Origin of the sequence: Methylobacterium oryzihabitans (assembly GCF_004004555.2) — a bacterium.
Classification (GTDB): Bacteria; Pseudomonadota; Alphaproteobacteria; order Rhizobiales; family Beijerinckiaceae; genus Methylobacterium; species Methylobacterium oryzihabitans.
Map to the genome: position 1 here is coordinate 50,838 of NZ_SACP01000034.1, position 12,207 is coordinate 63,044.

Genomic DNA, 12,207 nt, shown 5'->3' on the forward strand with positions numbered 1-12,207 from the left:
ACGCCATGCCGTCACTGCCCGCCACCATGCGCCAGGTCCGCTTCAACGGGGCCGGCGGTCCGGAGGTGATCGGCCTGGAGACCGCCCCGGTCCCGACGCCCGGACCCGGACAGGTCCTGATCGAGGTCGTGGCCGCCGGGGTGAACCGACCCGACTGCCAGCAGCGCGCCGGCAAGTACCCGCCGCCGCCCGGCGCCACCGCGGTGCCGGGCCTGGAGGTCGCCGGCCGCGTCGTCGCCCTCGGCGACGGCGTGGGCGACCTGCGCGTCGGCGACGAGGTCTGCGCGCTGACGATCAGCGGCGGCTACGCCGAGTACGCGGTCGCCGACGCGGCCCTGTGCCTGCCCCGTCCCGCCCCGCTGTCGCTGCTCGAAGCCGCGGGCCTGCCGGAGAACTACTACACGGTCTGGACCAACGTGTTCGAGCGCGGGCGCCTACAGGCGGGCGAGCGCATCCTGATCCACGGCGGGTCGAGCGGCATCGGCTCGACGGCGATCCAGCTCGCCAAGCATTTCGGCGCCACGGTCTACGCCACCGCGGGCTCGGCGGAGAAATGCGCGTTCTGCGAACAGCTCGGGGCGGATGCCGGCATCAACTACCGCGAGGCCGACTTCGTCGCGGAGGTGAAGCGCCTCACCGACGGCAAGGGCGTCGACGTGATCCTCGACATGGTCGGGGCCGGCTATTTCGAGCAGAACATCGCCTCCCTCGCCCTCGACGGCCGCCTCGTCATCATCGCGTTCCTGCAGGGCTTCCAGCTCGACGGCTTCAACCTGACCCCGGTGATGATCCGGCGCCTCACCGTCACCGGCTCGACCCTGCGCCCGCGCACCGTTGCCCAGAAGGCGGCGATTGCCGAGGGCCTGCGCCGGGAGGTGTGGCCGCTGCTCGACGCCGGCACGGTCAAGCCGATCATCCACGCGACCTTCCCGCTGGAAGAGGCCCGCGAGGCGCATGCCCTGATGGAATCGAGCGCCCATCTCGGCAAGATCATGCTGACGACCGGGCGTTGACCGGCGCGGCGCGTGTCCCGGCGTTGCCGGCGCGTGCCTGAAGAACCGCATGTCGGCCCTCCCCCCTCTGCGGGGGGCGGGCGTCCTGTTTCGTCCGAACGCGACCGGCCCGATCAGGTCCCGACCCGCCCTCCCCCGCGCCGGGTGATCGCCACCACCGAGGGGCGCGGCGGCGTGCCGGGCTCGAAGTCCGGCCAGCGGGTCGCCGGCTGCTCGAAGGTCGCCGGGGCGGCGTTCGGGTCCTCCTCGTCGGCCTCGCCCGGGTGCTGGACGGCGACGAAGAAGGTGGTGTCGTCGGGGGTGAAGTACGGCCCGCACATCTCGGCCCCGACCGGGACCTGGAAGAAGTGCTTGCCCGTGCCGCGGCGCTCGCCCTCCGTCTCCATCGCCCAGATGCCGTCGGCGCGGCCGGTCTTGCCCCGCGAGTTGCCGTCGGTGGAGACCCAGAGCCGGCCCTGGCCGTCGACCGCGCAATTGTCGGGCATGCCGAACCAGCCGTCCTTCGTCGTCGCCGACGAGAAGGTGGCGCCGACCGCCGCCACCGACGGGTCGCCGCAGCGCACCAGCACCTCCCAGGCGAAGGCGTTCGCCGCGAAGTCGCCGCCCTCCGGGCTCATCTCGACGATGTGGCCGAAGCGGTTGTCCGGCCGCGGGTTGGCCGCGTCGACCGCATCGGCCTTGCGGCTCTTGTTGTTGGTCAGCATCACGTAGACCTTGCCGGTCTTCGGATTGGCCTCGACGTCCTCCGGCCGGTCCATCCGGGTGGCGCCGAGGAGGTCGGCGGCGCGCCGGGTCTCGACCAGCACGTCGGCCTGATCGCGAAACCCGTTCTCCGGCGTCAGCGGCCCCTGGCCGAACACCAGCGGCAGCCACGCGCCGCGCCCATCGGCGTCGAAGCGCGCGGCCGAGAGCGTGCCGCGGTCGAGGATGTCGCGGTTGGCGGCGCGGTTGGCGGTATCGACGGCGGCCTCGGTGACGAAGCGGTACACGTAGTCGAAGCGCTCGTCGTCGCCCTGGAACACGACGTAGCGGCCGTCCCTGGCCAGCGCCCCGGCGGCGCCCTCGTGCTTGAACCGGCCCATCGCGGTGCGCTTGACCGGCACCGAGGCGGGATCGAACGGGTCGATCTCGACCACCCAGCCGAAGCGGTTCGGCTCGTTGGGCTCGCGGCCGAGGTCGAAGCGGTCGTGGAAGCGGCCCCAGGCGTAGAGGTTGCCGGGCAGGCCGAGGCGCTTGTGGTTGCGCGCCTCCGGCGAGCCCTCCGGCAGCCGGCCCCGGAAGTAGTAGTTGATGTTCTCCTCGCAGGAGAGCCAGGTGCCCCACGGCGTCACGCCGCCGGCGCAGTTGTTGATCATCCCGAGCGGGTGGCGCCCCTCCGGGTCGGCGGCGGTGCGCAGGCGCTCAGTGCCGGCGGCGGGGCCGGAGAGCCGCATCGGCGTCGTGGCGGTGATGCGGCGGGCAAAGCCTGAGTCCGGAACCACCCGCCAGCGGCCGTCGACCTTCCTCACCTCGATCACCGAACCGCCATGGGCCGCCATCTCGATGTCGACGAGGTCGCGGGTCATGCCCGCGAAGGCGGCCTTGCCCTCCTGCCTGCCGAGGCCGGGGAACATCAGTTCCTCGTTGGTGTATTCGTGGTTGACCACCAGCAGGCCGTGCGCGGCCGGGTCGGCGGCGCCCGGCATCGGGAAGTAGCCGAGGAAGTCGTTGTTGTAGCCGAACTGCATCGCCTGGGCCGCGGCGGTCTGGGCGCGCGGGTCGAAGGCCGGCGCGCCGGGCAGCACCGGGTCGCCCCAGCGGATCAGGATCTCGGCGTCGTGCCCGTCGGCGACGTGGTGGCGCTCGTCGGCGCCGGCCGGCAATTCGCGGAACGGGAAGGTCTCGGCGGCCGGCGCGCTCGCCTGCGTGGTGCTGGCCGCCGTGCCGGCGGCCGCGAGGGCGCGCGGCGCCACCACGGCCGAGATCGCGCCGACCGCCAGGGCGCCGAGCAGGCCGCGCCGGTCGAAGCGGTGGGCCACGACCTCGCCGAGGCTCGGGTTGGCGCTGGCGTTCGAGCCGACGTCCTCGGCGGCCTCGGCCTGCTGCGAACGGCTGGAGATCGGCTGTGTCATGACGCCTCGGGTCGTGATCGGTCGGACGTGTCGCAGGGTAATCGCCCGAGATGGCAACAGGATGACGCGCTGTTCCGGCAGCGGGCCGGCGCCCGGACGGCGAGGAACCTTGGCCTGCGGGCCGACGTTGCCCGCCCAGACACGACCCCGAGGCCATGGCCCCGCCGGCCTTCGCCGACGGGACCGGCCGCAGCGGCAGCGAGGAACCCCATGGACAAGACCAATCGGACGATCGAGACCCCGACCGAGGCCCGCCACGGCACAAGGGGCCGGCCCGTGCTCTACGTGCTGCTCGGCAGCCTCGCCCTGCTGGCGGTGGCGATGGTCGGCCTGCTCGGCTGGAACGGCAGCAACGCGCCGAAGGACTATGCCAGCCAGAGCCAGGACGCCTCGCGCCAGCAGATCACCGGCTCGGCCAGCGGCCAGGGCGGCCCGGCCTCCTCGAACAGCGCCGGCGTCCCGGCCGGCAACCCGTCCTATCCGTCGCCGGCCCAGCCCTCGACCACCGGCTCGACCAACGCCCGCTGAGCCGCGGGCGACACCCCGACGACGAAGGCCGGCCTCCCGCGGGGCCGGCCTTCGTGGCGTCGGGTCCGCAATCTCAGCGGGTCGGAACCGGGACGTCGCCGCGGTAGTCGTAGAAGCCGCGCTTGGCCTTGCGGCCGAGCCAGCCGGCCTCGACGTACTTCACCAGCAGCGGGCACGGCCGGTACTTCGAGTCGGCGAGCCCCTCGTACAGCACCTGCATGATCGACAGGCAGGTATCGAGACCGATGAAGTCGGCGAGCTGGAGCGGCCCCATCGGGTGGTTGGCGCCGAGCTTCATCGCGGTGTCGATCGAATCGACCGAGCCGACGCCCTCGTAGAGGGTGTAGATCGCCTCGTTGATCATCGGCAGCAGGATGCGGTTGACGATGAAGGCGGGGAAATCCTCCGACACCGTCACGGTCTTGCCGAGCTTGCCGATGAACGCCTTCGCCGCCTCGTAGGTCGGATCCTCGGTGGCGATGCCGCGGATCAGCTCGACGAGCTGCATGATCGGCACCGGGTTCATGAAGTGGATGCCGATGAACCGCTCGGGCCGGTCGGTCGAGGCGGCGAGCCGGGTGATCGAGATCGACGAGGTGTTGGTCGCCACCATCGTCTCGGGCCGCAGCGACGGGCAGAGCGCGCTGAAGATCTGGCGCTTGACGACCTCGTCCTCGGTCGCGGCCTCGATCACGATGTCGCAGGGACCGAAATCGTCGAAGCTGTCCACCGGCACGATGCGCTCGATGGTGGCGCGGCGCTCGTCCTCGCTGATCGTCCCCTTGACGACCTGACGCTGGAGGTTGCCGTTGACGGTGGCGAGGCTGTTGCGCAGCCGGTCGGTGTCGCGGTCGTTGATCCGCACCGACAGGCCCGACAGGGCACAGACATGGGCGATGCCGCTGCCCATCTGGCCGGCGCCGACGATGCCGATGGTCTTGATGTCGATACCCATCACGTCCTGCCTCGAGCCGATCGTGCCCGGTCGCCGCCGCCGGGTCCGGCCGATCCTACCTGCAAACCGCCGGGAGGGGACCCCTCCCGCACGAAAAGACCCGGAGCCGGCCGCGCCCCGGGTCCCGCCGCAGCTCCCGCGCCGCCGTCAGCCCTTGGCCTTGGCGATTTCCTGCTGGAGTTCCGGCACGACCTGGAACAGGTCGCCGACGAGGCCGTAATCGGCGACCTGGAAGATCGGCGCCTCCTCGTCCTTGTTGATCGCGACGATGACCTTCGAGTCCTTCATGCCGGCGAGGTGCTGGATCGCCCCCGAGATGCCGACCGCGACGTAGAGGTCGGGCGCCACGACCTTTCCGGTCTGGCCGACCTGCCAGTCGTTCGGCGCGTAGCCGGCATCCACCGCCGCGCGCGAGGCGCCCACCGCGGCCCCGAGGGTATCGGCGAGCGGCTCGATCAGCTCCTTGAACTTGTCGGCCGAGCCGAGCGAGCGGCCGCCCGACACGATGATGCGGGCGCCGGCGAGTTCCGGCCGGTCGGACTTGGCGATCTCCTCGCCCTTGAAGGTGGACTTCCCCTCGCCGGCCTTGGCCGAGACCGCCTCGACCGGGGCCGCGGCGCCGCCCTCGCCGGTCGGCTGGAAGGCGGCCGAGCGCACGGTGACGACCTTCTTCGCCTCGCCCGACTGCACGGTCTGGATCGCGTTGCCGGCGTAGATCGGCCGCTCGAACGTGTCGGGCGAGACGACCTTGATGATGTCGGAGACCTGCGCGACGTCGAGGAGCGCGGCGACCCGCGGCATCACGTTCTTGCCCTCGGTCGAGGCGCCGGCCACCACCGCGTCGTAGCCCGCGGCGAGTTCGGCGATCAGGGCGGCGGTCGGCTCGGCGAGCAGGTGGTCGAGGGCGGCGTCCTCGGCCAGCAGGACCTTGTCGACGCCGTCGAGCCTGGCGGCGGCGTCCGCCGCGGCCTTGCCGTCGGAGCCGGTGACGAGGGCGTGGACGGGCGTGCCGATCTGCCGGGCGGCGGTGAGCGCCTTGAGGCTGGCGTCCTTCAGGGCGCCGCCGGCGTGTTCGACGAGGAGGAGGGTGGCCATGGGGAGAGTCCTCTCGATGGGAGGCGCGTCATACGGTTTCTGATTGATCGCTCGGCGATCCATGCGGGATCGCGTCGCGATGCAGAAACCGGCTTCGCTCAAGCGCCGCGCGGGCTGATGATACGATTTTCGAACGGATCGTTCGAAAATCGTATCACAGAACGCCGGCCTCGACCTTCAGCTTGGTGACGAGGTCGGCCGCCGAGGCGACCTTGACGCCGGCCTTGCGACCGCCCGGCTCGACGGTCTTGAGCACGGTGAGCCGCGGCGTCACGTCGACGCCGAGCGCCTCGGGCTCGAGCGTGTCGAGGGGCTTCTTCTTGGCCTTCATGATGTTGGGGAGCGAGGCGTAGCGCGGCTCGTTGAGGCGCAGGTCCGTCGTGACGATCGCCGGCAGCCCGAGGGTCAGGGTCTGGAGGCCGCCGTCGATCTCGCGGACGACGTCGAGGCTGCCCTCGCCGACCTCGAGCTTGAACGCGAAGGTGCCCTGGGGCCAGCCGAGCAGGGCGGCGAGCATCTGGCCGGTCTGGTTGGAATCGTCGTCGATCGCCTGCTTGCCGAGGATGACGAGGTCCGGGCTCTCCTTCTCCGCCACCGCCTTGAGCAGCTTGGCGACGGCGAGCGGCTCGACCGCGACGTCGGTCTTGACCAGGATGGCGCGGTCGGCGCCCATGGCGAGCGCGGTGCGCAGGGTCTCCTGGGCCTGCTGCGGGCCGATCGAGACCGCGACGATCTCGGTGGCCTTGCCCTTCTCCTTGAGCCGGATCGCCTCCTCGACGGCGATCTCGTCGAAGGGGTTCATCGACATCTTGACGTTGGCGAGTTCCACGCCCGAGCCGTCTGGCTTCACCCGGATCTTGACGTTGTAGTCAACGACCCGCTTCACGGGCACCAGAACCTTCATGATCGTCGCTTCCTTCCGAGGCGTGGCGATCGCGCGCTCGCACGTCTGCGCGTGGTTCGTCGGCGATCATCCCTGGGGCGCAAGGTGGCGGACCGTAGCGGCCGATTTTCCGAAATGTCAACGCGACCCGTCGGGTCTCCGCACAGCCGGTCGTGCCCTCGCCGCCGCACCCGCCGGCCCGCGGTCCGGCCCAGCCTGCGTCCGGACGCAAAGGAACAACCGAGTCGTGCCGCGGTTGTGGGGGCGATGGGGCAGTCACACCCCGGGGGCCGGCCCGGTTGCACGGCCGGACCCTGCGTTGTCGGGAAACCTTCTCATATGACTCTCAAGTCTCGTTTGGCTCAGGCCTCGCTCGTCGTCGCGGTCTCGGCGGCTCCGCTCGCCTCGGCCTTCGCACAGGGCGCGCCGCTGCCGGTCCTGATTCCGGCCGGGCCGGGCGCCGCCACGATCGACACGGAGGCGTTCCGGGCCGAGGCGCTGCGCAACGACGCCTACAGCATCGAGGCGAGCCGGATGGCCCTGGAGCGGTCGCGCAACCCGAAGGTGCGGGCCCACGCCGACCAGGTGATCGTCAACCGTCAGGCCACCACCGACGCCCTGCTGCCTCCCGGAACCTCGCTCACCGCCGGCGGCACCGTGGTCGCCGACGGGACCCGTGACGGGCCGTTCGGCAGCCCGCTCGGCCTGATCGCCCTGCCGTTCCAGATCACCGGCGCGGTCGTCGGCGGCGTGGTCGGGGGCGTCACCGGCACCAACCCGGTCAACCCGATCGTCGATGCCCGCCCGGGCGAGCCCGGCAAGCGCGTGGCCCTCGACCCGTCCCGCCAGAAGCGCCTCGCCGACCTGAACGCCACCAGCGGCCGCCGCTTCGACCGCACCTATACCGGCCTGCAGGCCGCCTCCGACGCCGAGTCGGTCCGCCTCTATCAGGCCTATGCCCGCAACGGCGACAGCGCCCGCGGCCGGACCTTCGCCGCCCAGGCGGCGCCGATGCTGCAGGACGAGTTCGACCGCGCCGCCGACCTGCACGGCCGCCTGTCCGAGGACGACGACGCCGCGTTCTGATCGCCCGTGCCGGCCGGACGCACAGGGCCATCGCTTCGGAGCGATGGCCCTGGTTTCTTGCTTGGCCTCAGGCGCCGGCAGTCACGCGCGACACGTCGTGTCGCCGTGACTTTGGCTTTCGCTCCGCTTACGCGTTCGAGCGGACGTTCGTCCCCTCGAACCCGCTCCGCGGGGCGCTGTTCGCGCCCGCCATGGAGCGTCGCCCTGCGGGCGACCGCAGGACAATCGCTGAAGCGATGGCCCTGGCCGGACGTACCGTGCCGCTGGACCTGCGCACCCGTTCCCGCTAGGGGACTGGGGGCGTGGGCCTGTAGCTCAATGGTTAGAGCCGGCCGCTCATAACGGTCTGGTTGCAGGTTCGAGTCCTGCCGGGCCCACCATCTCCCTTCCTTTCCCTTCCCTTGAGGAAGACGGTCCCGTGGCGGCCCCGACGTCGATGCGGCGCCGGCTCGGGTCTCCTCGGCCGCCCTGCGCCCGGGGCCGGCGTCCGTCTGCCCGGAAACTCTGCGGCGGGCGGACGGTCCGTCGCCGTCGGACGGCCGGGTCCGGCCGGGACCGTGCGCATCGACGAACCGGCGCCGCGAAAACCTCCGCGCCTGTCACCTTCGGCACAAGCGCCCGGCGGCCGGCCGGTATGGTCGAGCCATCCTGACGAGCCGGAGCCCGACCATGTCGATCCTCGACGGAATGCCCCAATCCGACGCGGACATGAAGTTCATCGTGGCCTCGGCCTCGACCATCGTCGAGACGGTCCTCGGCCTGTCGGCGAAGACCCCGCGGGCGCAGAGCATCCTCGAGGCGATGCGCGAGGGCCTGTCGCTCGCCGACATCCTCAAGATCCCCAAGGAGGAGCGCGACGCGCTGCTCGCCCAGGGCATCCGCCAGATGCAGGTCGGCGACGTCGCCGGCGCCCAGGCGACCCTGACCACGCTGTACTACCTCGAACCCCTCGACGCCCGGGCGATCTACGCCCTCGCCACGACCTATCAGGCGCAGGGGAACTACGGCGCGGCCGGCAAGCTCTATGCCGGCTTCCTCGCCCTCGACGCCACCAACGCCGACGGCTACCTGCGCCTCGCCGAATGCTTCATGGCCAACCGCGAGACCGAGCAGGCCCGCGCCTGCTTCGAGGTCGGCAAGGGCGAGGCGGTGAGCGCCGGCCAGGCCGACCGCGTCGCCCATGCCGACCGGATGCTCGCCCTGCTCGGCGGCCCGACCGAGCACGCCGCCTGATCCCCCATCCGTCCCCTCCCGAGACCAGGAGCCCGCCATGAGCGTCGGCGCGATCCCCCTTTCCGGTTCCACGCCCCTCCAGCCCGGCGGCGACGTCGGCAAGGCCCGCAATGTCGAGCAGACGGCCGGGCCGGGCGCCCTGTCGGGCGCGACGGGCCCGGCCCCCGGCGCCCCGCCGACGGCGTCGGCGAGCGCGATGATGGAGAGCCTGCGCGCGCTGATGCCCGACATCTCGGGCGAGAAGCTCCAGGTGACGCTGCTCAAGGTGCTCACGACCATCCGTGACACCATGAACGAGAGCGAGAAGCAGAAGATCGAGGTCGACCAGCAGTCCAAGCGCGCCGCGCTGGAGGAGAAGAGCCGGACGATCAAGGATGCCGAAGCGAAGATGCAGGAGGCCGAGCAGAAGCGCGAAAATCTGAGCGTCTGGGACAAGATCAAGATCGCGTTCCAGTACGTCGGCGCGATCGTGGCCTTCATCGCCGCGGCGGTGGCCTTCGCCGGGACCGCGGTCACCGGCCCGGCCGGCGTCGCCTCCGGCGTCATGCTGATCGCGGCCGGGGTGATCCTGCTCGGGCTCGCCGCCGACGCGACCTACGCGGCGGCGACCACCAAGGACGGCAAGCCGGGGCTCGGCTTCGTCGGCGAGATGCACAAGGCGGTGCTGATGGGCCAGGGCATGTCCGAGGAGGACGCGACCGCCGAGGGCGCCAAGGCCGACGGCATCGGCCGCATCGTCGCGAACTCGCTCGCCGCCGCCCTGATGCTCGGCGCGGCGATCGCCGGCGGCATCGGTGCCTACCAGGCCGCGAAGACGGGCGTGGAGATGGGCGTGGCGGCGGCGTCGAGCAGCACCCAGGGAGCGGCCAAGGTCGCGACCCTCGGCCTCTCGATCGGCTCGTCGGCCGCGAGCACCACCGGCGATCTCGTCGTCGCCCACGGCCAGAACGAGGCGACGAAGCTCGATGCCGATTCCAAGGATCTCGAGGCCCAGTCGAAGCAGTGGCAGGCGGTGATCGAGAACATCGAGGACATGATCGACATGTCGCTGGCGCGCCTGAAGGGCGTCCAGCAGGTCATGGAATCGAACCTCGACGCCCTGACCGAGGCCGCCCAGGACACCGGCCAGACCTACAGCCGCATCGGCCAGGGCCGGATCTAGAGCACGTCACGATCGCGTGGCAATCGCGAAGCTCTCCAGGTCTCTGACCTTGCCGCATTTTCTACGACGAGCCGGTATCCGCTTCGTCGGAGAATGCTCTCAGCAGGTTTCGCGAGAGCGGCTGCCGCTCCTGCGAGAAAGACCTGAGACGAAACAACAAGCCAAGCGGACGAAGCGTTGGCCTGCCGACGCAAGTCTGCTGAGCGCGGTCCGGACCGGCCGCCGGCTCCTGAACCCGCAGCATGCCTCATCCTGACGGAACAGACCCATGTCCACGACCGCCGTTTCCGACCAGCTCCGGCCCTACGTTCCGGCCAGCTTCTACGATGGGGCCAACCTCAAGGCCGGCATCTCCGTCCAGCAGGCGGAGAGCGTCGCCGCCGGCATCCAGAGCCGGGCCGGCGAGTTGCCCCCGGCCCAGGCCGCGATCTTCCTCGCCCTCGTCGGCGCCGCCGACCTCGCGCCGTCCGGCAAGATCCCCGACGACCTCGGCAAGGCGCTCGACGCCTACGTGGCCGCGGCCGGATCGGTGAAGCTCGGATCGCTGTCGGAGGACAGCTTCGGCTTCCTGGCCCGGGCGATGATCGAGCAGGCCGCCGATGCCCGCAAGAACGCGCTGCAGGATCGCCTCGACGCCCGCGCCGCGGCCAAGACCGAGCTGATGAGCCAGGCGGCGACGCTGACGGAGCAGTCGCAGACGCTCAAGGACGGTGCCGAGAAGTCGTTGGACGCGTCCATCGCGTTCGCGGTCGTCTCCATCGTCATCAGCGCCGTCTCGGTCGGCATCGGCGTCGGGGGCATGGTCAAGGGCGCCGCGACCGAGGCGGGCAAGGCGCTCTCGGGCATCGCCCAGGGCGTCGGCACGATCGGGAGCACGTTCGGCCAGCTCGGACCGGGCGTGTCGGGCTACCAGTCCACCGATGCGCAGGCCACCGCCAAGGGACAGGAGGCGCAGGGCGCGATCGACGCCGCCATGGCCCAGGAGAAGCAGGCGACCGCCGACGTCAAGAAGGAGGCCCAGCAGGCCCTCGACGAGATGGTCCGGTCGATCATCAACTTCCTCAAGGAACTCTCCGACGCCAAGGCGCAGCAGATGCAATCGCTGACGCGGGTCTGAGCCGGGGAGGCGGAGATGCGGACCGACAGCTTCGAGGCCGCGACCGCCGCCCTGTGGGCGAGCCTCGGCCTGCCGGGACCGGTCCCGGACCGGCCGAGCCTGCGCATCGACGGCCGGACGCTCGTTCTGTCTCCGGCGCCGGACGGGCGGCAGGTCGTGATCGAGGCCGAGCTCGGCCGGCTGCCGCCGGACCGGACCGGCCGCGGCGAGGCGCTCCGGCGGCTGATGCGCGACGGGCTCGGGCTGGTCCTGACCCACCGGGCCTGCCTGCGGCTGCAGGACGACGCCGTGATGGCGGTGGCGGCCGGCCCGTGCCGGGCCGACGCCGTGCCGGCCCTGCGCGACGCGGTCGAGGAGGTGCTGCACCTCCTCGACCTGCACGGACCGACCCTGGACGGGGCCGCCCCGGCGCCCTCCGCCGACCGGTTCCTCGACCATCAGGCGGTGATCCTCCGCCTGTGACATACGGACGGCCCGACGGGGCCGCGACGACACCGAGACCCAGGACGAGGCAGCGATGAACCAGGACAGCCACGGGGATACGCAGGAGGAGCTCCGCCGCTTCCTCGACGGCGGGGTGCGCGACGCGATCGGCCTGCGCGGCGAGGACCTCTCGGTCGGGCTCGAAGTCGCCCGCAACCACCTGCGCCGCGGCGCGCCGGCCGAGGCGTTCCGGATCTATGTCGGGCTCATCCTGTGCGAGCCGACCAACGTCGAGTTCCAGGTCGGGCTCGCCAATTGCGCCCTCCACCTCGAGGAGGCGCATCTGGCGCTCCAGGCCGCCTCGGCGGTGGTTTCGCTCGCGCCCAAGGACCCGCGCGGCTACTACCTGTCGGGGCGGGCCTGCCTCACCCTCGGCCACCTCGCCGAGGCGCAGGAGGACCTCACCGACGCGCTCGCCCGCGCCCGCGAGGCCCGCGACGCCGCCACCGCCGACGCGGCCCGGCGGCTGCTGCAATCCCTGACCCTGCCGGCGGCCCCCGCCGCGGCCGGGGCCTGAGCCCGGCCTTGGCGCCCGGCGCCG

12 protein-coding genes and 1 tRNA gene are annotated in these 12,207 nt (G+C 71.6%); 9 read left to right on the top strand and 4 right to left on the bottom strand.

Annotated elements, in window-relative coordinates; all coding sequences use genetic code 11:
• The first annotated feature begins 5 nt into the window (after nt 1-5).
• Nucleotides 6-1,013, top strand: a complete 1,008-nt coding sequence (locus tag EOE48_RS24355; RefSeq protein WP_127733478.1) for an NAD(P)H-quinone oxidoreductase — start codon at nt 6-8, stop codon at nt 1,011-1,013.
• Nucleotides 1,014-1,126: 113 nt separating this feature from the next.
• Here the strand turns inward: EOE48_RS24355 and EOE48_RS24360 are convergent, their stop codons facing one another.
• Nucleotides 1,127-3,124, bottom strand: a complete 1,998-nt coding sequence (locus EOE48_RS24360; RefSeq protein WP_127733479.1) for a PhoX family protein — start codon at nt 3,122-3,124, stop codon at nt 1,127-1,129.
• A 210-nt stretch (nt 3,125-3,334) separates the two neighbouring features.
• Here EOE48_RS24360 and EOE48_RS24365 point away from each other — a divergent pair, with 210 nt between their 5' ends.
• A complete protein-coding gene (locus tag EOE48_RS24365; RefSeq protein WP_127733480.1) occupies nt 3,335-3,652 on the top strand; it encodes a hypothetical protein in 318 nt (105 codons plus the stop codon).
• Nucleotides 3,653-3,725: 73 nt separating this feature from the next.
• Here EOE48_RS24365 and EOE48_RS24370 read toward each other — a convergent pair whose 3' ends face one another.
• The 3 genes from EOE48_RS24370 to EOE48_RS24380 all read right to left on the bottom strand — a co-directional run bounded on the left by EOE48_RS24370 (nt 3,726) and on the right by EOE48_RS24380 (nt 6,606).
• Complete coding sequence (locus EOE48_RS24370) at nt 3,726-4,607, bottom strand: 3-hydroxybutyryl-CoA dehydrogenase (RefSeq protein ID WP_127733481.1); 882 nt, start codon at nt 4,605-4,607, stop codon at nt 3,726-3,728.
• 147 nt (nt 4,608-4,754) lie between these two features.
• Entirely contained in the window at nt 4,755-5,702 is a 948-nt protein-coding gene (locus EOE48_RS24375) for an electron transfer flavoprotein subunit alpha/FixB family protein (protein WP_127733482.1), read from the bottom strand.
• A gap of 154 nt (nt 5,703-5,856) precedes the next feature.
• Nucleotides 5,857-6,606, bottom strand: coding sequence for an electron transfer flavoprotein subunit beta/FixA family protein (locus EOE48_RS24380; RefSeq protein WP_127733483.1), 750 nt, complete (start codon nt 6,604-6,606; stop codon nt 5,857-5,859).
• Nucleotides 6,607-6,924: 318 nt separating this feature from the next.
• Here EOE48_RS24380 and EOE48_RS24385 point away from each other — a divergent pair, with 318 nt between their 5' ends.
• The 7 genes from EOE48_RS24385 (at nt 6,925) to EOE48_RS24415 (ending at nt 12,183) form a co-directional block, all read left to right on the top strand.
• Nucleotides 6,925-7,671, top strand: a complete 747-nt coding sequence (locus EOE48_RS24385; protein ID WP_127733484.1) for a DUF4142 domain-containing protein — start codon at nt 6,925-6,927, stop codon at nt 7,669-7,671.
• A 304-nt stretch (nt 7,672-7,975) separates the two neighbouring features.
• Nucleotides 7,976-8,051, top strand: a tRNA-Ile gene (locus EOE48_RS24390).
• Nucleotides 8,052-8,340: 289 nt separating this feature from the next.
• Nucleotides 8,341-8,904, top strand: a complete 564-nt coding sequence (locus EOE48_RS24395) for a tetratricopeptide repeat protein (protein ID WP_127733485.1) — start codon at nt 8,341-8,343, stop codon at nt 8,902-8,904.
• A 37-nt stretch (nt 8,905-8,941) separates the two neighbouring features.
• Nucleotides 8,942-10,066, top strand: coding sequence for a hypothetical protein (locus tag EOE48_RS24400; RefSeq protein WP_127733486.1), 1,125 nt, complete (start codon nt 8,942-8,944; stop codon nt 10,064-10,066).
• A 268-nt stretch (nt 10,067-10,334) separates the two neighbouring features.
• Nucleotides 10,335-11,183, top strand: a complete 849-nt coding sequence (locus EOE48_RS24405; RefSeq protein WP_127733487.1) for a hypothetical protein — start codon at nt 10,335-10,337, stop codon at nt 11,181-11,183.
• Nucleotides 11,184-11,198: 15 nt separating this feature from the next.
• Nucleotides 11,199-11,645 carry a type III secretion system chaperone family protein gene (locus EOE48_RS24410; protein ID WP_127733488.1) on the top strand — a complete coding sequence of 149 codons (447 nt, stop codon included), beginning with the start codon at nt 11,199-11,201 and terminating at the stop codon, nt 11,643-11,645.
• A gap of 55 nt (nt 11,646-11,700) precedes the next feature.
• Complete coding sequence (locus tag EOE48_RS24415; RefSeq protein WP_127733489.1) at nt 11,701-12,183, top strand: pathogenicity island protein; 483 nt, start codon at nt 11,701-11,703, stop codon at nt 12,181-12,183.
• Nucleotides 12,184-12,207 lie beyond the last annotated feature (24 nt).